The sequence below is a fragment of the Pseudomonas sp. W2-17 genome (genome assembly GCF_041060445.1).
Lineage (GTDB): Bacteria > Pseudomonadota > Gammaproteobacteria > Pseudomonadales > Pseudomonadaceae > Aquipseudomonas.
In genome coordinates, this window is record NZ_JAUFNS010000017.1 from 1 (window position 1) to 20,566 (window position 20,566).

Annotated in this window: 11 protein-coding genes; 6 read left to right on the forward strand and 5 right to left on the reverse strand. The window is 61.0% G+C overall.

The window, feature by feature from the left end; translation table 11 throughout:
- The first annotated feature begins 707 nt into the window (after positions 1-707).
- Together QWI20_RS19970 and QWI20_RS19975 are read left to right on the forward strand one after the other, a co-directional pair.
- Entirely contained in the window at positions 708-2,624 is a 1,917-nt protein-coding gene (locus QWI20_RS19970; protein ID WP_369306906.1) for a methyl-accepting chemotaxis protein, read from the forward strand.
- Positions 2,625-2,806: 182 nt separating this feature from the next.
- Positions 2,807-4,750, forward strand: coding sequence for a methyl-accepting chemotaxis protein (locus QWI20_RS19975; RefSeq protein ID WP_369306907.1), 1,944 nt, complete (start codon positions 2,807-2,809; stop codon positions 4,748-4,750).
- A gap of 310 nt (positions 4,751-5,060) precedes the next feature.
- Here QWI20_RS19975 and mdoH read toward each other — a convergent pair whose 3' ends face one another.
- The 4 genes from mdoH to pip form a co-directional block, all read right to left on the reverse strand.
- On the reverse strand, positions 5,061-7,658 hold the full coding sequence (gene mdoH, locus QWI20_RS19980) for a glucans biosynthesis glucosyltransferase MdoH (RefSeq protein ID WP_369306908.1): 2,598 nt from the start codon (positions 7,656-7,658) through the stop codon (positions 5,061-5,063).
- On the reverse strand, positions 7,651-9,624 hold the full coding sequence (locus QWI20_RS19985) for a glucan biosynthesis protein (RefSeq protein ID WP_369306909.1): 1,974 nt from the start codon (positions 9,622-9,624) through the stop codon (positions 7,651-7,653). The genes mdoH and QWI20_RS19985 overlap by 8 nt, the downstream gene beginning before the upstream one ends.
- 264 nt (positions 9,625-9,888) lie before the next feature.
- Positions 9,889-10,326, reverse strand: coding sequence for a D-aminoacyl-tRNA deacylase (gene dtd / locus QWI20_RS19990; protein ID WP_369306910.1), 438 nt, complete (start codon positions 10,324-10,326; stop codon positions 9,889-9,891).
- Positions 10,327-11,298: a prolyl aminopeptidase gene (pip, locus tag QWI20_RS19995; protein WP_122533954.1), complete on the reverse strand. Its 972-nt coding sequence runs from the start codon at positions 11,296-11,298 to the stop codon at positions 10,327-10,329.
- A gap of 379 nt (positions 11,299-11,677) precedes the next feature.
- Here pip and QWI20_RS20000 point away from each other — a divergent pair, with 379 nt between their 5' ends.
- From QWI20_RS20000 to QWI20_RS20015, 4 genes are all read left to right on the forward strand, one after another.
- Complete coding sequence (locus QWI20_RS20000; protein WP_369306911.1) at positions 11,678-14,161, forward strand: glycogen/starch/alpha-glucan phosphorylase; 2,484 nt, start codon at positions 11,678-11,680, stop codon at positions 14,159-14,161.
- Between the two features lie 465 nt (positions 14,162-14,626).
- Positions 14,627-17,497: a DUF2339 domain-containing protein gene (locus QWI20_RS20005; protein ID WP_369306912.1), complete on the forward strand. Its 2,871-nt coding sequence runs from the start codon at positions 14,627-14,629 to the stop codon at positions 17,495-17,497.
- 50 nt (positions 17,498-17,547) lie between these two features.
- Positions 17,548-18,894, forward strand: a complete 1,347-nt coding sequence (locus QWI20_RS20010) for a DUF3999 domain-containing protein (RefSeq protein WP_369307000.1) — start codon at positions 17,548-17,550, stop codon at positions 18,892-18,894.
- A 234-nt stretch (positions 18,895-19,128) separates the two neighbouring features.
- Positions 19,129-20,139, forward strand: a complete 1,011-nt coding sequence (locus QWI20_RS20015) for a class 1 fructose-bisphosphatase (RefSeq protein WP_065986681.1) — start codon at positions 19,129-19,131, stop codon at positions 20,137-20,139.
- Positions 20,140-20,209: 70 nt separating this feature from the next.
- On the opposite strand, the gene QWI20_RS20020 is transcribed toward QWI20_RS20015, so the two are convergent.
- On the reverse strand, positions 20,210-20,377 hold the full coding sequence (locus QWI20_RS20020; protein WP_369306913.1) for a hypothetical protein: 168 nt from the start codon (positions 20,375-20,377) through the stop codon (positions 20,210-20,212).
- Between the last annotated feature and the right edge of the window lie 189 nt (positions 20,378-20,566).

The window sequence follows — 20,566 nt, forward strand, 5'->3', positions numbered from 1 at the left end:
AACGAGGGGCGACTGCACTCGACGTTGGGCAACATGACGCCCAATCAGTACGAGCGGCAAGCGGCCTGACAATCACCGATTGAGGTGTCCGGAAAAAGTTGACCACTTCAGCCGGTACATCCGATAGATGTTCAGCGTTGGTAATACCGTCTTCGTGAGCAAGCTCACTCCCACAAGTCCTGTGTTTGCTGCTCGACAGCGCGGTGTCAGAGCACAGACCCGCGCTCACGGAACGTCGTGACACCGATTTCCCCGCAGAAGCAAAACCTGTGGGAGCGAGCTTGCTCGCGAAGGGGCCGGTACATCCGATAGATGTTCAGCATTGGTAATACCGTCTTCGTGAGCAAGCTCACTCCCACAAGTCCTGTGTTTGTTGCTCGACAGCGCGGTGTCAGAGCACAGACCCGCTCTCATAGCACATGGCGACACCGCTTTCCCTGCGGACGAAGAACCCGTGGGAGCGAGCTTGCTCGCGAAGGGGCCGGTACATCCGCTAGATAGCCGGCGCTTGAAATGCAGTCTTCCTGAGCAAGCTCAACCCCACATGGGCAGTGCTGGCTGTCTGAGTGACGCGGTGTCAGAACGCTGCCCCCTTTTGGCAAAACCCCACCGCGCAAGCCCCCGCCCCCTTCATCACCCCACACTTCAGTTCGTCACGCAGCGGCCGATGTACAGGCGTCCATAACAACAATTCGCAAGGAATCATCATGTCTCGCTGGTTTACCCAACGCCTTGGAAATATGAGCGTCAGCCTCAAACTGGGTATCGGTTTCGGCCTGGTGCTGTTGCTCACGTTGCTCATCACGGCGACGGGGTGGTCTAGCGTGAAGGCGTTGATCGAGCGCGGCGACAAGCTGGGGATGATCTCTCAGATCAGTGAGCGGACGATGGATCTGCGCACGGCACGCATGGTGTATGAAACCCAATACACCGCTGAAGCCGCGACGGCTGTCATGACCGCGCTGGACAATCTCGACGCCGACCTGAAAACCGCGCAGAGCATGGTCAAAGGTGTCGGCGATCTCAAACTGATGGACGCTCAGGCTCAGGCCGCAGGCGAATACCGCCGCGCCTTTGGCGACATGACCAAAGCCATCCAGACCCGCGAAGCGAGCCGAACCAATCTGGGAACTACGGCCGATGCAGCCGTAGATGTCGTCAAAAAGATCGAAGAAGCGTTGATCCAACACGACAACATCCTGCAATTCAACAGCGCGGTGGATGTCAGCAAACAGATTCAGCAGGCACGCTTCCAGGTGCGCGGTTACACCTTCAGCGGCAAAGCGGATTTCGAGAAGAACGCCACCGCCGCCATCGACGAAGCCATCGTCGGAGTGAACACGCTGGCCGGGGACGTTTCCTCCCAGTACATCCCGCAGCTGCAAAAGGCCAACCTGGCGCTCAAAGGCTACCGCGACGCTGTCGGCCAGTACCGTGACGCACAACTGGTCAGCGTTCAGGCCCTGGCCAAAATGACCGAGCTGGGCCAGCAGCTGCTGGACAACAGCGAACAATTGAACAGTTCGCAAAACGCCAAGCGTGATGCAGACACTCTTCAGGCCCAATCGACTCTTGGCATCGCTACGATAGTGGCCCTGATCCTCGGTGTTCTCGCCGCCTGGATCATCACAAGACAAATCACGGTGCCGCTGGGCCAGACGCTCGTGGCGGTCGAGCGCGTGGCGTCCGGTGATCTGACCCACAACTTGAGCGTCGACCGCCGCGATGAGCTGGGTCAGTTGCAGGGCAGCATCCAGCGCATGACCGTGGAGCTTCGTCAGTTGATCAGCGGCATCGGCGAAGGCGTGACTCAGATCGCCAGTGCTGCCGAAGAGCTGTCAGCGGTCACCGAACAGACCAGCGCCGGCGTCAACAGCCAGAAGGTCGAGACCGACCAGGTCGCCACCGCCATGCATCAAATGACCGCCACCGTGCAGGAAGTGGCGCGCAACGCCGAAGAAGCGTCCGAGGCTGCCGTAGCCGCCGACCTCCAGGCGCGCGAGGGCGACAAGGTGGTCAACGAGGCTATCGCGCAAATCGAGCGACTCGCAACCGAAGTGGGTCACTCCACCGAGGCAATGGCCGAACTCAAGCGCGAGAGCGACAAGATCGGCAGCGTCCTCGACGTGATCAAGTCCGTCGCGCAGCAAACCAACCTTCTCGCCCTGAACGCCGCCATCGAAGCAGCTCGGGCTGGCGAGGCCGGGCGCGGATTTGCCGTGGTGGCAGACGAAGTGCGCAGCCTGGCGCAGCGCACACAGAAGTCCACTGAAGAGATCGAGGAACTGATTTCCGGTCTGCAGAACGGCACGCGGCAGGTGGCGACGATCATGGACAACAGCCGCGAGCTCACTGTTAGCAGCGTAGAGCTGACCCGGCGCGCTGGCAGCTCACTGGAAAGCATCACCCGCACCGTGTCTGCGATTCAATCCATGAACCAACAGATCGCCGCTGCGGCCGAGGAGCAAAGCGCCACGGCCGAAGAGATCAACCGCAGCGTGCTCAACGTACGAGACGTGTCGGAACAGACCTCGGCCGCGAGCGAGGAAACGGCCGCATCGAGCGTCGAACTGGCGCGACTGGGCAGCCATTTGCAAGCGCTGGTGGGTCGCTTCCGGGTCTGATTCAGTGGCCTGATCCGCACCCGTTTCAGTAACGCACCTGCCGCAAAACCTCCGACCAGGGGTGGAATCTGTGACACGTGTCACCCCTTCCCGCCCCTCGGAAATCTCCTACGACCTGATCAGGTCACGCCTCCGCTTCCCCTGCCGATGCGCGTTTATCGCTCATCCGCAGGAGACGCATCATGCTGCAAGGCATCAACCGGACGCTGGCCAACACCAGCGTCAAACTCAAACTCTCGCTGGGCTTCGGCCTGGTTCTGCTTCTGACCCTGGCCATCACCCTGACCGGCTGGCATGGGCTCGACACCATGATCGAGCGCTCGGAGTCATTGACCTCCATCGCCCAGCTCAATGCGATGACCAAGGACCTGCGCGCCGAGCGCATTGTCTTTCGGGTCGAAAACACCGCTGACAGCGCCTCGCGCGTCGTCGCCCGCATCAACGAGATCGAAGCGCATCTGGTGCTCCTGCGTGACGACGCCCCACCTGCCGACATCCTCACGTTACTCAACGGGCAGAGCGACACCGTGCGGGCGCTCGAAGCCACCTTCGCCGATCTGGCCAAGCTATTAAGTGCGCGGGCAGATTCCCGCGCGCAACTGGCCGTTCTGTCTGAAGAGGCGATCACGTCCATTGGCCAGGTGGAAAGCGAAGTTTTGAAGGCCGTGAGTCAGGAGCAGGACAGCAGCGAGCGGCTGGGGGAGTTCACCAACATCCAGCAGCTGCGCGGCCAGGTGCAGAACGCCCGTTACGAAGTCCAGGCGTACGTGTTCAGCGGTAAGGAGTCCTACGAGGTCGCCGCCATTACCGCCATCGACGAAGCGCTCAAGGAAGTCGAGCAAATCGCCAGCGATCAGGCTGATGGCAATGTCAGTGAGTTGCTCAACGCCCGTAAGACGCTGCTCAAGTACCGCGAGCACATGGGCCAGTTCAAGGACCTGCAGGTCAAGGTTGAAGCGGCGCAGGAGTCCATGGAGGCGCTCAGCGAGAATCTGCTGACATCAACCGGGGAGATCACTGCGCTGCAAGGTCAGCGGCGTGATGCCGAAGCCACTCAGTCGCGGCAGACCCTCAGTGGCGTAGCCGGGCTGGCGATGCTGCTTGGCCTGCTGGCCGCCTGGCTGATCACCCAGCAGATCATCGCGCCGCTACGGCTGACCTTGAGTGCCGCTGCGCGCATCGCCAAAGGCGATCTGAGTCAGGACATCGACGTCGGCCGGCGCGACGAGATGGGCATGCTCCAGCGCAGCATGCAGGACATGACCCTGAGCCTGCGCCAGCTCATCAGCGGCATCAGCGACGGCGTGACCCAGATTGCCAGCGCGGCGGAGCAACTGTCGGCCGTCACTGCGCAGACCAGCGCCGGCGTCACCAGCCAGAAAGACGAAACGGACTGCGTCGCCACGGCGATGAACCAGATGACCTCGACCGTGATGGAAGTGGCCCGCAATGCCGAAGAAGCCAGTGAAGCCGCGCGGCACGCTGATCAGCAGGCGCGGGACGGCGACAAGGTGGTCAACGACGCTATCGCGCAGATCGAGCGTCTGGCGCTGGAGGTCAACAACTCAACCGAAGCCATGGGCAAGCTGAAGCTGGAAAGCGACAAGATCGGTGGGGTGCTCGACGTGATCAAGTCGGTGTCGCAGCAGACCAATCTGCTCGCACTGAACGCCGCCATCGAGGCAGCCCGGGCGGGCGAAGCGGGACGCGGGTTCGCGGTGGTGGCCGATGAGGTTCGCGGCCTGGCGCAACGCACTCAGGAATCCACCGAAGAAATCGAAGTGCTCATCGCGGCGCTGCAAAGCGGCACCCAGCAGGTGGTGATGACCCTTGATGCCAGCCGAACCCTGACCGACAGCAGCGTCGAGTTGAGTCGTCAGGCCGGCGATGCCTTGGGACACATCACACGCACGGTGTCGACGATTCAGACAATGAATCAGCAAATCGCTGCAGCGGGCGAGGAGCAGAGCAGCGTGGCGGAGCAGATCAACCGCAGTGTGCTGAACGTGCGGGACGTGTCCGAGCAAACCGCAGCGTCCAGCGAAGAGACGGCCGCGTCGAGCATTGAACTGGCGCGACTGGGCGTGCAGTTGCAGGAGATGGTCGGCAAGTTTCGGGTGAGTTGATCCGGCAGCAGACCTTGCAGGACAACGCCTCTGGACGGAGCGCGATGGCGCAACAAACAGAGTCCTTGTGGGAGTGAGCTTGCTCGCGAAGGCGCCATTTCGGTCGCTGAAGATTCAGTGGATCCACCGACATCTTCGCGAGCAAGCTCGCTCCCACCATTTGCGTTTCGACAGATAGATCTGCGGCGTCGGCATGTTGCTGAGAACGAGCTTGCACATGGCCTGAGCATTACGACTTCAATGCAACGGATTCCCAAACAAAAACGCCGCCGAAGATCACTCTTCGGCGGCGTTTTGTTTAGCGCGTCAATCAGGCGTTGACGAGGGTCGCGTCGTTCACATGGGTCGCTGGCTGCAGAGGCAGCAGCGGCGCATGGGGATCGGCTTCGACCGAGGCGCGCCAGGCATTGAGCCACGCGGAATTGCCTTCGCTCCAGACCAGTTCGTGCAACCGAGCCAGCGCAACCGGATCGCTCAGCAATTGCAGGCGCTCATGGTTGTTCAGGAGCTCTGGGCCACCTTTGATCGCATGACGCACACGCTCGACACGCATCCACTCGATCGGCTCGGCTTCGCGATGGCGAGAGGTCGCCAGCGCACAGGCCAAAGCGTTCTGCTGCGGATCAACCACGGCGCGAACAAAGCCGTCGTTCAGCGCGTGCCAGCGGTTCTCATGCGTGTACTTGTCAGTGGACACCAGCTCTTGCGGCGGCGTGTGCTCTTCAGGGATCAGGAACAGCTTGTTGTCGCGCGCCTTCAAACCCAGATTCGTGCGGCTGGAAATCACCGACACCGGGATCGACAGCATCAACGAACCCACGATCGGCACCAGCCACCACAGGAAGCTCGGGTTCAGCCAGGCCACCAGCAGCGCCCAGCAAAAGCCCAGCAGCGTCTGTGGTCCGTGACGCTTGACCGCTTCGCTCCACGGCGTCGAGTCATCATCACGCTGCGGCGAGTTCCAGGTCGCGGCCCAGCCCAGGAAAGCAGCCAGTACAAAGCGGGTGTGGAAGATCATGCGCACGGGAGCCAGCAGCATGGAGAACAGCATTTCCAGCAGCATCGACATCGTGACCTTGATACGACCACCAAAGCCGGTCGCGCCCTTGGCCCAGATCAGAATGACACTGAGCAGCTTCGGCAGGAACAACAGCACGACGGTCGTCGAGAACAACGCGACGGCTTTTTCCGGGTGCCACTGTGGCCACAACGGATACAGCTGACGCGGCTCCATAAAGTACGTCGGTTCCATCAGCGTATTCACCGCCAGTAGCGCGGTCGACAACACCAGGAAGAAGAACCACAACGGCGCCGACAGGTAGGACATCACGCCGGTCAGGAACACCGCACGGTGCACCGGGTGCATGCCTTTCACCAGGAACAGACGGAAGTTCATCAGGTTACCGTGGCACCAGCGACGGTCACGCTTGAGCTCATCCAGCAGGTTCGGCGGCAGTTCTTCGTAACTGCCCGGCAGGTCGTAGGCAATCCACACACCCCAGCCGGCACGGCGCATGAGCGCTGCTTCAACGAAGTCGTGGGACAGAATCGCACCGGCAAACGCACCCTTCCCGGGCAGCGGCGCCAAGGCGCAGTGCTCGATGAACGGCTTCATGCGAATGATCGCGTTGTGACCCCAATAATGGGATTCACCCAGCTGCCAGAAGTGCAGGCCGGCCGTGAACAGCGGGCCGTACACACGAGTCGCGAACTGCTGCATGCGGGCATACAGCGTGTCCATACCCGAGGCACGCGGCGCAGTCTGAATGATACCGGCGTCCGGCGTAGCTTCCATCAAACGCACAAGGCTGGTCAGGCATTCGCCGCTCATGACCGAGTCAGCGTCAAGGACGACCATGTAGCGGTATTCACCGCCCCAGCGACGGCAGAAGTCATCGAGGTTACCGCTCTTGCGCTTAACGCGACGGCGGCGACGACGATAGAAGATCTTGCCGAAACCGCCGGTCTCACGGCACACGTCCAGCCACGCTTGCTGCTCGGCCACGCAGATGTCGGTTTCGTTGGAGTCGCTGAGAATGAAGAAATCGAAACGATCCAGATCGCCCGTGGCCTTGACCGATTCAAACGTCGCCCGCAGACCCGCAAATACGCGAGGCACGTCTTCGTTGCAGATCGGCATCACCAACGCAGTGCGCGCACCGGCTTCGATCGGCTCATGGCCCGCACTGGCACCGGAAATACGGTACTTGTCGTGGCCTGTGAGCAGTTCGAGAAAGCCCATGAGCGCGGTCCAGAAACCCGCTGATACCCAGCAGAACAGAATGCCGAACAGCAACAGAATGCTGGTCTGCAACGCGTACGGCATGACCTGAACCGCGGTCTGCCACAGGGTCTGATGACTGATTTCGTCAAACGAGACCAGCGACCAGCCCTGGTACGGCAGGATGCCTTTCATGTAGAAGCCGGCGACGATGGTCTGGCCCAGCATGAGGATCAGCAAAATGTAGCGACGAATCGAACCGACGGTACGCCAGCGCGCCTTCGGCAGATCCCGTGGCAGATCGTCCTTGGGTGGCGGCGGATTGGATTTCCCGGTCAACCGGCGCCAGCCGCGGTGCAGGATGTTGGTCCGCCACGGCTCCGGCACGACTTTGGTCCGACGAATCGGCGGCGTGGCTTTGAGAACCACGCGCCCGCTGGCATCGACACTCAGCATCTCGGCTTCGTGCAGTTCATCAGCGGTCGTCAGGGTGAGGCGACGACCCACCGAAGCCTGGGAGGCCTCGGCAGAATCGGCAACGGTCTGCGCCGAAAGGCGTTCGTGCAACTCAGCGAACGAGGTGCAGCTGGCAAGTTCTGCCCGCTGCGCATCGGTCATCGGCAAGTGCGCCAGGTACTCGCTGAGAGACTCATTCAAAGGCTCTGGCACCGCGTGTGAATTACTCATCGGCTGGCAACTGGTAGCTCCAGGTTTCGGTCAGGACTTGTTGAATCATGGCCGGCCCCTGTTGGGTGGATGCAGCCTCTACCGCTGGCTGCGGGGTGTCTTTCATGCCTTTGTTGGCCTTGGCAGCGTCGCCCAGTGCGGCTTCAGGCTTGGAGGCCTCGTCCGACTTGGCTTCGGCGACCTTGGTGGCATCGGCAGACTTGGCGGCGTCTTTGCTGTCGGCTTTAGGGCCTTTAGCGTCCTTCATATCTTTGGCGTCTTTCGCATCGCCGGCCTTCAAGGCATCGGTTTTAACGATTTCAGCTTTTTCGTCTTTCGCGGCAGTAACGACGGGCACAGCGGCAACGGCAGCTTTGGCGTCAGCCTTGGCGGCCGGCTTCTTGTCCGACTTGTCAGCAGTGATCACCGCTGGCTCCTTGCCTGGCTCGGCAGGGGTTTCACGCAGCAGGTAAGCACGCATCTCAACCGCCTTGCCCGGATCCTTGACCTTCAGCCGCAGCGTCAGACGCCAGCCTTTGGTCACCGGGTTGTAACGTAGGTTGTTCTCGACCAGATCAGTGTTGTCATCGGTGATGACCTGACTGCGGATCGACGGATCTTCGCCCAGCTTGGCGAGGGTCGGGCCAACAAAATCGACCAGGTAGGCAACGCTGCCGTCCGGTTGACGAATCAGGTTGGACTGCTTCACGTCGCCGGTGGAGCGCAGGGTCTGCTTGACCCAGCCCAGATCTGGCGAGTGAATGGCATCTTCATCCATGGTCCAGTGCAGACGATAGTTGAAGTCGATCGCCTGACCCGGCTCTGGCTGGGTTTCCGGCTTCCAGAACGCAACGATGTTGTCGTTGGTTTCGTCGGCAGTCGGGATCTCGACCAGATCAACAGTGCCCTTGCCCCAGTCGCCCTTCGGCTCGATCCAGGCGCTTGGACGTTTGTCGTAGCGGTCATCCAGATCTTCGTAGTGGCTGAAATTGCGGCCACGTTGCAGCAGACCGAAACCGCGCGGGTTCTCCACAGAGAAGCTGCTGACCGAGAGGTGTTTAGGGTTGTTCAGCGGGCGCCAGATCCACTCACCGTTGGCTGCCTGAATCGACAGACCGCTGGAGTCGTGCAGCTCACGACGGTAGTTGAGGACTTTCGACGGCTGATTGGCACCAAACAGGTACATGCTGGTCAGCGGCGCAACGCCCAGTTTGCCGACCTTGTCACGCAGGTACATGCGCGACTGGACATCAACCAGTGTGTTGGTGCCCGGACGCAGGGTCAGCTTGTACGCGCCAGTGGCGCGAGGGGAGTCGAGCAGGGCGAAGATGACCAGATGGTTGTCATCCGGGTTCGGCTTCTCGATCCAGAATTCGGTGAAGCGAGGGAATTCCTCACCGGACGGCATGGCCGTGTCGATCGCCATCCCGCGTGCAGATAGACCGTACACCTGACCTTTACCGATGACGCGGAAGTAGCTCGCGCCCAGCATGGTCATGATTTCGTCTTGCTTGTCATCTTTGTTGATCGGGTAAGTCACGCGGAAACCGGCATAGCCCAGGTTCTCGGTCGACTTGGGATCGAACTTCACGTCGCCGAAATCGAAACGACTCGGGTCGTACTTGATTTCGTTGACGGAGTTGGCGGTGACTTCGTTGATCTTGACCGGGGTGTCGAAGTGCATGCCCTGATGGTAGAAAGACACCTTGAACGGGGTCTTGTCATTGGCCCATTCGGCTTTGTCTTGCAGGAAGCGGATCTTTTGATAGTCCGCGAACTTCATGTCGCGGAATTCGGCCGGAAGATTGCTCTTCGGCGCGGTGAATTTCTGTCCGGCCAGATCTTTGGCCTTTGTCGCCACGTCGTCGAGATCGAACGCCCACAGCTGACTGGCGCCGAACAGACAAAACAAAGCCGACCCTGCCAGCAGTGCGCTACGCAAGCGACCGCCCGGGTTCTTTGGTGCATTACATGGACTAACAATCACGAGCAACCCTCGCCGAAAACAGATGAAGAAACCAACGGCCAGCTATCAAATGCCGGGTTGGCGAGCATTGTTCCGACTCCAAAAGGGGCCAATGATTCCCCAAGCGGTGCCGGACCAGTCTGCGTTTTACCGATTTGACGGGCCCTGGCCCGTCCTTGTAGCGCGCGATTATCCAGTAGCTCGCGTTACAACGCATCAGGTGACGCAAACTATTTATTGCGTTTAAAGCGCGTAAATCCGGGGTTATCAAACAGACCTGGCCATTCAGGTCTCAAGCAAAAATGTCACAGGGCCATCGTTGACCAGATGCACCTGCATATCTGCACCAAACTGGCCCGTTTCCACGGCCGAGTGAGAAGTTCTGGCCTTCGTCACCAAGTAGCCAAACAGCTCGGCGCCGAGGGCCGGAGGCGCGGCTTTTGAGAAGCTCGGCCGCATCCCGCTTTTGGTATCCGCCGCCAGTGTGAACTGAGAGACCAGCAGCAACCCGCCGTTAACGTCGGTTAACGAAAGATTCATCTTAGCGTCGGCGTCACTGAATACCCGGTAGTTAAGCAGCTTGTGCAACATCTTGTCGGCGCTGGCCGGCGTGTCTTGAGGCTCGATGCCAATCAGGACCATTAATCCTTGATCAATCGCACCAATGGTCTGGCCGGCAACGTCGACCCGCGCCTGGGAAACGCGCTGAAGCAAGGCTTTCATTCAGGCCTCTTCCGGCGGCAGATCCAGCAAACGCCGCGCCACTTCCGATGCCGCGCGCACCAGAGCGTCGGTGATGCCCGGCTCGGACGCCGAGTGCCCGGCGTCGCGGATGACCTGCAGCTCACTGTTCGGCCACGCCTGATGCAGTTCCCAGGCATTGTCGAGCGTGCAGATCATGTCGTAGCGGCCATGGACGATGATGCCCGGCAGATGGGCGATCTTCGGCATGTCGCGAATCAGCTGGTTTTCTTCAAGGAACGCGCCGTTGGTGAAGTAGTGGCATTCGATGCGCGCGATGGACAGCGCACGATGGGGCTCGGTGAAGCGATCGACCACCTGCGGGTTCGGGCGCAACGTGGCGGTGCGCCCTTCCCACGTCGACCATGCCTTGGCGGCGTGCATCTGAGCGATCTGGTCGCTGCCGGTGAGGCGCTTGTGGAATGCGCCGAGCACGTCGTGGCGCTCATCCGGCGGAATCGGTGCCATGTAATCCTGCCAGTAATCAGGGAACAGCCGGCTCGCACCCTCCTGATAAAACCACTTGATGTCCTGGGGACGGCTCAGAAAGATGCCGCGCAAAATCAGTGCGTGAACCCGATCCGGGTGCTTCTGCGCGTAGGCAAGGGAAAGCGTCGAACCCCACGAGCCACCGAACACCACCCATTTGTCGATGCCAAGATGAGTGCGAATGCGTTCGAGGTCGTCGACCAGATGCCAGGTGGTGTTGTTTTCCAGGCTGGCGTGAGGAATGGACCGGCCGCAACCGCGCTGATCGAACGTGATGATGCGGTAGAGGTTCGGATCGAAGTAGCGGCGGCTCTGTGCGTCGCATCCCGAACCCGGCCCGCCGTGGATGAAAATTACGGGCAAGCCGTCTGGCGAGCCGCTTTCATCGACATACAGCACATGCGGCTCTTCCACCGCCAGATCGTGCCGGGCGTAAGGTTTGATCTGCGGGTACAAAGTCTGCATAGGTGCTCCAAAAGTCCGGTTCAGGGGCTGCGGTGTATCTGCCGTGGGGCATCATAAACCCGAATCGGCGAATGAACATGCCTGCCGGACTTTAGCCAACTGTGATCCCCCGTTTCACACGGCATATGTCCACTGAAAGCAGGCATGAGCAAGATCAACGCCAGAGTGGAACGATCAATGCAAGCCGTCTCCAGATCAGGGGAAAGCGCCAGATATTCGCCGCCGGTGTGCATTGACGGCGAACCGAGGTAGCTTGTTCGAGTCGAACCCAGGGTCGTGCAACCGCGTATTTTTCATCCGTTCGGGAGGAAATAACCAATGACACGCCCTACAGTCTACCCACCCATTTAATCGTCAAACCAACTTGAGGTCGTACCCGATGTCTCCGGAACCCAACGTTCGTGACGCTGAAGTGGCAGCCTTCCGAGAAGCTGTGCTGAACAAACTCGAGTATGCCGTCGGTAAAGACCCCGACCATGCCTTCGACCATGACTGGTTCATGGCAATTGCCCTGGCGACTCGCGACAAAATGGCCGAGCGCTGGATGAACCACACGCGCTACGTCTACCGGCAGGAAAAGAAGCGCGTCTATTACCTCTCCCTCGAATTCCTGATCGGCCGTCTGATGTTCGACAGCCTGAGCAACCTGGGCATTCTCGAAACCGCGCGTGAAGCGTTGAAGGGCCTGAACGTCGACCTTGAGCAAATCCGCTCGCTGGAACCTGACGCTGCGCTGGGCAACGGCGGCCTCGGTCGTCTGGCCGCCTGCTTCATGGAAAGCATGTCGACCCTCGGCATTGCGGGTCATGGCTACGGCATTCGTTACGAGCACGGCCTGTTCCGTCAGGCCATCGTCGATGGCTGGCAGCAGGAGCAGACCGAGAACTGGCTGGACTTCGGTAACCCGTGGGAATTCGAACGCCCTGAAGTGATTTACCAGATCGGTTTCGGCGGCAGCGTGCAGCCCCAGTTTGATGCAGCGGGCGCCCCTGTTCTGGATGCCTCGGGCGAAACCCATCAGGTCTGGACCGCAGGCGAAACCGTCCGCGCGATTGCTTACGACACCCCGGTCGTGGGCTGGCGCGGCAAAGCGGTGAACACGCTGCGCCTGTGGCGTGCGCGCGCCGTGGAAGACCTGCACCTTGAACGCTTCAACGCCGGCGACCACGTCGGTGCCGTGGCGGAAGTGGTGCGGGCAGAAAGTATTTCCCGTGTGCTGTATCCGAACGACAGCACTGAAGCGGGCCAGGAACTGCGCCTGCGTCAGGAGTTCTTCTTCGTCTCGGCGTCGCTGCAGGATTTGCTCCGCCGTCACAAGAACATGGGCTACAGCATCAGCAGCCTGCCGGAACACGTGGCTATCCAGATGAACGACACGCACCCGTCGATCGCTGTGGCAGAGCTGATGCGCGTTCTGATCGACCTGCACGACGTGGAGTGGGACGAGGCCTGGCGCATCACCGTCGGCACGTTGGCCTACACCAACCACACGCTGCTGCCGGAAGCGCTGGAAACCTGGTCGGTCGGCCTGATGGAGCGCATGTTGCCGCGCCACATGCAGATCATTTACATGATCAACGCTCAGCACATCGACAAGGTTCGCCAGGACTTCAAAGACGACCCTGCACTGTTCGACCTGCTGCGCGCCGTCTCGCTGATCGAGGAAGACAATGGCCGTCGCGTGCGCATGGGTAACCTGGCGTTCCTCGGCTCGCACAGCGTGAACGGTGTGTCTGCGCTGCACACGCAACTGATGCGCAAAACCGTTTTCGCCCACCTGCACAAGCTGCACCCGGACCGCATCAACAATAAAACCAACGGCATCACTTTCCGCCGCTGGCTGTTCCAGTCCAACCCGCAACTGACTTCCATGCTGGTCAACGAGTTGGGCGAGCAAGTGCTCGACAACCACGAGACCGCGCTGCTGAAACTGGAGCCGCTGGCCGACGACGCACGTTTCCAGCAGGAATTCGCCGCTCAGCGCCTGCAAAGCAAGCAAGCCCTGGCCTCGATCATTCAGGAACGCATGGGCATCTCGGTTAACCCCGAGGCGATGTTTGACGTGCAGGTCAAACGCATCCACGAGTACAAGCGCCAGCTGCTGAACCTGTTCCACACCGTGGCGCTGTATCAGGCGATGCGCGCCGACCCGAGCACCGATTGGGTGCCGCGCGTGAAGATCTTCGGCGGCAAGGCGGCGGCCAGTTATCACTCGGCCAAGCTGATCATCAAGCTGACCAACGACATCGCACGCACGGTCAACAACGACCCGACGCTGCGCGGCCGTTTGAAAGTGGTATTCATGCCCAACTACAACGTCAGCCTGGCGGAGAGCATCATTCCGGCGGCGGATTTGTCGGAGCAGATTTCCACGGCAGGTCTGGAAGCGTCCGGCACCAGCAACATGAAGTTCGGCCTCAACGGCGCCCTGACCATCGGCACCCTCGACGGCGCCAACGTGGAGATGAGCGAGCAGGTCGGCCTGGAGCACATGTTCATCTTCGGCATGACCGCGCAGGAAGTCGAAGCGCGCAAGCATGCCGGTGAGTTCAACGCCCATCAGGACATCGCGGCGTCCGGGCGTTTGAATGACGTGCTGCAAGCGATTCGGGGCGGGGTGTTCTCGCCGGATGACCCGTATCGCTATGCTGGGTTGATCGATCAGTTGATCAACTACGACCGATTCTTCGTCTGCGCTGACTTCGAGTCGTACTGGCACGCCCAGGCCAAGGTCGAAGCGCGCTGGCACGATTCCAAGGAATGGTGGCGCTCGGCGGTGCTCAACACCGCACGCATGGGCTGGTTCTCTTCGGACCGGACCATCCGCGAGTACGCGACCGAAATCTGGAACGCGCTGGATTAAGGACGCGCGGGGTGATCGCCTCAGCGGAGACGATCACCTTGATGTGACCGCTCGCTCTCACAAGTACAAATCCTGTGGGAGCGAGCTTACTCGCGAATAAGGCATTTCAGCCGCTGACGATTTAGCGGATGTACCGCCCTTTTCGTGAGCAAGCTCACTCCCACAATTCCAGCAGCGCGCCCGAGATTCCCGAGTCAACCCAAATCCTGTGGGAGCGAGCTTGCTCGCGAATAGGCAGTTCAGCCGCTGATGATTTAGCAGACGTACCGACCTCATCGTAAGCAAGCTCAGTCCTGCCATTCCAGCAGCGCGACCGAGATTCCGAGTCCATCCAGCGCTCACTCCACAGTTCTCATCTGCAAGTTGTCCACTGCCGCCCTCCCCGACACAAAATGTTTCCCCTTTCCTGAGGGCCGATATACTTTTCGCCATCGCCGTTAATCGGCCGAAAAGGGATGTCGTCGCGTGCAATGGATTCTTCTGCTGGCCGGTCTGGTAATCGGAGCGCTTCTTGATGAGTCGCTGTTGGGCGGCGCTGTCGGCGCGGTCATTGGCCTGGCGGCGGGCTTGAGCTTCCGGCTTGGTGCATTGACGCGGGAAACCGCTGCGCAGAAAGCCGAACTCGCCAAAACCCGGCTGGAGCTCAACGCCGTACAGCAACGCCTCAGCCACCTGGATTCCGCCGCCGCGCAATTGCCGGATGCGCCCGTGTCGGCGCCGTTGAATGTTCAGCCCATCGCAGACGCCGGCCCGGAACTGCTGTGGGACCTCCCGGACCTCGAGCCCGCCGCCTCGGACGCTCGCGACTCAGAATGGAGCAGGCCTGCGCAAGCGCCATCACCTGCAGCCCCGAGCTATCCGCCCGCCTCCCTGCCCGCTTCAACCCAGCCCGCTCCTCCCCAGCACAGCCTCTTCGACAGCGCCTTATTGCGCGCGAAAAACTGGCTGCTGGGTGGCAACACCGTGCTGCGGGTCGGCGTAGTGCTGCTGTTTCTCGGCCTGGCGTTTCTGCTGCGCTACGCCACCGAAGGCCTGGTCGTCCCGATCGAAGCCCGTTATGCCGGCGTCGCGGTGGCAGCGCTGGCGCTGTTGGGTCTGGGTTGGTGGCTGCGTCACCGCAATGAATCCTTCGCGCTGATGCTGCAGGGGACTGGCGTCGCGGTGCTGTACCTGACCGTGTTCGCCGCCATGAAAGTCCACACCCTGCTGGCGCCGGGGATGGCGTTCAGCCTGTTGGTTGCAGTCACTGTGTTTTCGGCCATTCTCGCCGTCACGCAAAACTCCCTGGCCCTCGCCTGCGTCGCCGCGCTGGGCGGGTTTGCCGCGCCGCTGCTGACGTCCTCCGGCGAGGGGAGTCATGTCGCGTTGTTCAGTTATTTCGCCCTGCTCAACGCCGGCATTTTCGCCATCGCGTGGTTCAAGGCATGGCGTCCGCTGAACCTGATCGGCTTCATCGGCACGTTCGGCATTGGCTTCGCATGGGGCATGGACGCGTACACGCCCGAGCTGTTCTGGAGCACCGAACCCTTCCTGATTCTGTTCTTCCTGATGTACCTGACGATCGGCCTGCTGTTCGCCCGGCGCAAGCTGCAAGAGCATGCCGCCGGGCCCGACGACGACAGCCGCGAAGCCACCCTGCGCTGGTCCGCGCGCCAGACTCACTACGTGGATGGCAGCCTGTTGTTCGGCACGCCCATCGTGGGGTTCGGCCTGCAATACGCGCTCGTCAAACATCTGGAATTCGGCGCTGCGTTGAGCGCACTGGCGCTGGGTTTGCTGTACATGGGCATCGCTCGATTCCTGGCCGGACGCGCACCGGGCCGGGCATTGCTGCTGGTCGAAACGTGCCTGTCACTGGGCGTTGTGTTCGGCACGCTGGCGATTCCGCTGGGCTTGAGCGCGCAATGGACGACGGTCGCCTGGGCCGTCGAAGGCGCGGCGGTATTTTGGCTGGGCATGCGCCAGAACCGCTTGCTGGCAAGGGGTTTCGGGTTGCTGCTGCAACTGGGCGCGGGGATCGCGTTTCTAGGCGTGGTCGGCCGCTGGTTTGTGCCGAACTTCAACCACGGCGATTTCTGGACACCGCTGATCATCGCGCTTGCCGGCCTGGTCAGCGCCTTCACGGTCGAGCGCGTAGGCACCTTGCGTTTGTCGTTGAGCAATCGTTTCCTGCAGCCGGTGTTGTTGATCTGGGGCGCGCTGTTTTGGGCAGCGGCGGTGTGCGTCAGTACCCATTACGTGCCGGGAGAGGCCGAGTTCTCGACGCTCTTGCTGTTGGGCGCTTTCAGTGTCGGGCTGTGGACATTGGCGGCCCTGCGCCTGAACTGGGCCGGGATCGCTCAACTGTCCACGCTGCTGACACCCATGAGCGCGGTGTTGCTCGCGCTGATGAGTTTCAATGCCTACTACAACCCTGCCGCCGATTGGGGCTGGCTGGGCTGGCTCGCGGTGTTTGCGGTTCATCTGTGGTCGCTGAATCGGCTTGACAAACTGCTGCTCCCGCGCTTGCGCAGTGCAGCCCACGTGATCGGCTGCTGGCTGATCATCGCCGTGCTCTCGCTGCAGCTTCGTTACGGATTGCTGGTGTTGTCGGAGTCGTATAACGCCTGGCGCTGGCTGGGCTGGGCGTTGCTGCCGAGCCTGTACTTGCTGGCGATGACCGCATCCCGCACGTGGCCCTGGCCTGTCGGGGCGTACCCGCGCGAATACCGTGTCTGGGCTGCCGCGCCGCTGGCTGTATTGATGCTCGGCTGGTTCTGGCTGGCGAACGGGTTCAGCGAAGGCGCTGCTGATCCGCTGCCCTACCTTCCGCTGCTGAATCCGCTGGAATTGGGCTTGCTGATCACGCTGACGGGCATCTTCAGCTGGACCCGCCAGCAACTGCCGCAGTTGGGCGTCAGCGAGGGGCATGCTCAGAAGGCGGCGCTGGTCATTGCCGGCGCATCGTTGTTCGCACTCATCACCGCCACGGTCCTGCGCACGGCCCATCACTGGCTCGGCGTTGCCTGGGATCCCGACGCGCTGTTTGAATCCATGCGTGTGCAGGCCGGGCTTTCCATTGTCTGGACGCTGACCGCACTGGCGCTGATGATCGTCGGCCATCTGCGCGCACGTAGCGAGCTGTGGATTGTCGGCGCCGCGCTGATCGGGGTGGTCGTGGCCAAACTGTTCTTCGTCGAGCTGAGCAATCGCGGCGGCCTGGAGCGAATCATTTCCTTTATCGGCGTTGGCGTTCTGTTGCTGGTGGTGGGATATTTCGCCCCCCTGCCGCCCCGGCATCCGGCCCGAAGTGAGGGTTTGACCGATGCGGGTGTTGCGGACCGGGCATCGAAATGAAACGCGTAAGGAGTGTTCAGTTGAGTCGTCAGTTCGTCATCAAGGCCGCCCTGCTTGCCCCATTGCTGGGCTCGCTGCTGTGCGCGGCCCCGCTCAGCCAGGCGGAGGATCTGCCGGATGATTTCACTACCCATGCGCCCCTGACCGTCAGCGGTGAGGGGCCTTGGTATCGGCTGGAATTGCCCCTCGGCGTACAGTTGAACGCGCGCCAGAGCACTCTCAACGATGTGCGCGTTTTCAACGCAGACGGCCAGGCCCAGCCGTACACGATCACCCAAAGCCCGCCTCAGCGTGCCGCCGACGCCAGCCCGGTCTCGGTGAAGTGGTTCCCGCTGTACAACAGCGATGGCGCAAAAGAGGCCGAACCGAAAATCCGCGTCGAGCGCACGCCCAACGGCACACTGGTGGAGGTTCAGCCCCAGGGAGAGATCGAGGCAGGTGAAGAAATCTTGCGCGGCTGGCTGCTCGACACCAGTGCGATCGACGCGCCACTCGATCAATTGATTCTGGACTGGAGCAGCGAGCGCGACGGTTTTCAGCGGTTCAGCATCGAGGCCAGCGACGACCTCCAGCATTGGCAGCGCTGGGGCGATGGTCAGGTGGCGAGGCTGTCATTTGCCGAGGAATTGGTTGAGCAGCGCGTCGTCAATCTGCCGGGGCGTAGCGCCCGCTATCTGCGCTTGCTGTGGAAGTCGCCGCTTTCCGCGCCCACGTTGAACGCCGTGCAACTGATCAGCACGCAACCTGGTGTAATGCCGTTGAGCTGGTCACCGGCCATCAATGGACGCGTCGAAAAACCTGGCGTGTATGTGTGGCAATTGCCGGTGGCCCTGCCGCTGGAACGGATGCGGATCGACATCGCGCAACCCAACAGCCTCGCGCCCGCCACGCTGTATGGGCGTCGCGATAGCAACGCGCCGTGGCAGTTGATCGACAATGGCCTGCTTTATCGGCTTAGCCAGAACGGTCAGGACGTTGTGCAGGACGAAATGGAGCTGCCGGGCAATGTCGTGCAGCAGCTGAAACTTGAGGTGGATGACCGTGGCGGCGGCCTGGGCAATGACGCGCCTACGCTGAGTTTTGCCGTGCGCGCCACGCAACTGGTATTTCTCGGCCGCGGCGCGCCGCCTTACAGCCTGGCCGTCGGCAATGCCACGGTGAAAAGCGCGGCGCTGCCACTGGCAACGCTGATTCCCGGTGTCAGCCCCGAAAAACTGGCGGCGCTGGGCAGCGCCTCCATGGCCTCCACACCGGTCGCGCCGGTTGCTTCGGCTGCGCCCGCTGAGGCCAGTGGTCCCGACCTGAAACGCATCGGTTTATGGGCCGTGCTGATACTCGGCGTGGTTTTTCTGGCCTGGATGGCGCTTGGCACACTGCGCGGGTCTGGTAGCAAGTAACGCGCAAAATAACGCGCCAACCGAGGCGCCAAATTATAAGTGTCGGGGTGATGACGCTGAATCGATCCGGCATCGAAAAAATTGCAGACGATGCCCGCCGATTCGTCACCCCGATCGGGTTAGGCTTATGTAGCCCGTGAACTGAATCACTACCTAACCGGTCTGACAGGCAGTATTAAATCTCCGCTCACGCTAGACTGTGCGCGTTTTTATCCCCCATTTTCGGAGCTCTCCATGTCCCGCGTTACCCTGAGTCGTTATCTGATCGAGCAGACCCGCACCAACAACACCCCTGCCGATCTGCGCTTTCTGATTGAAGTGGTGGCGCGTGCGTGCAAGGAGATCAGCCACGCGGTATCCAAAGGCGCTCTGGGCGGCGTGCTCGGCAGCATGGGCACTGAAAACGTGCAGGGTGAAGTGCAGAAGAAACTGGACGTGATGTCCAACGAGATTCTGCTCGAAGCCAACGAATGGGGCGGTCACCTGGCCGGCATGGCGTCCGAAGAAATGGACAACGCCTACCAGATCCCCGGCAAATACCCGAAAGGCGCCTACCTGCTGGTGTTCGACCCACTGGACGGTTCGTCCAACATTGACATCAACGCGCCGGTCGGCACGATCTTTTCGGTGCTGCGTTGCCCGAACGAGTACCTGAGCCAGAACGAAGCGCTGAACGAGAAGGCCTTTCTGCAGCCGGGCACTCAGCAAGTCGCGGCCGGTTACGCCATCTACGGGCCACAGACCATGCTGGTGCTGACCCTGGGTGACGGCGTCAAAGGCTTCACGCTGGACCGCGAGATGGGCAGCTTTGTCCTCAGCCACGAAGACATCAAGATCCCGGAGTCCACTCAGGAGTTCGCGGTCAACATGTCCAACCAGCGTCACTGGGAAGCCCCGGTCAAGCGTTACGTCGAAGAGCTGTTGGCTGGCGAAGACGGCCCGCTGAAGAAGAACTACAACATGCGCTGGGTCGCGGCGATGGTGGGCGACGTCCACCGCATCCTGACCCGTGGCGGTCTGTTCATGTACCCGCGCGATTCCCGCGAGCCTTCCAAGCCGGGCAAGCTGCGACTGATGTACGAAGCCAACCCGATGTCGTTCCTGGTTGAACAAGCCGGCGGCGCGTCGACTGATGGCCATCAGCGCATCCTCGACATCCAGCCCGAAGGCCTGCACCAGCGCGTTGCTGTGTTCCTGGGCTCGAAGGAAGAAGTCGAACGCGCAACGGCGTATCACAAAGAGTAACGTCCTGGATGGCCGCCTCTGGCGGCCATTACTTTTTGAGCTGCCAATGCGTCAGCGACCTGGGAGATCTCTAATCAGAACGAGACTCTTCTGATCGCTCTTTGATTATGTGCTCCTCTACATCCAGCTCCAAAAAGACATCTTCGACGCTTTGGAACGCGCCATTGTGAATCTCTCTGCGTCCTATCTCGAGGATAGCTAGCAGCGCATTTCTTTCCGTATCTGGATCCAGACGCATATTTTCTCCTTACTGACCCGTCTTTTGTCTTAGCTTCCCAATCGACAACCTGACTCGCTTCAGACGACGGCGCAAGGGCAAACTCGTTGTGAGCCACATGCAGACGGAGGCGTCGGTGCACTAGGTAAAATATTCGTCGGCTGACATACCGTTTTTATGAGCGAGATGGAGCGTTACCCCGGTCACGCC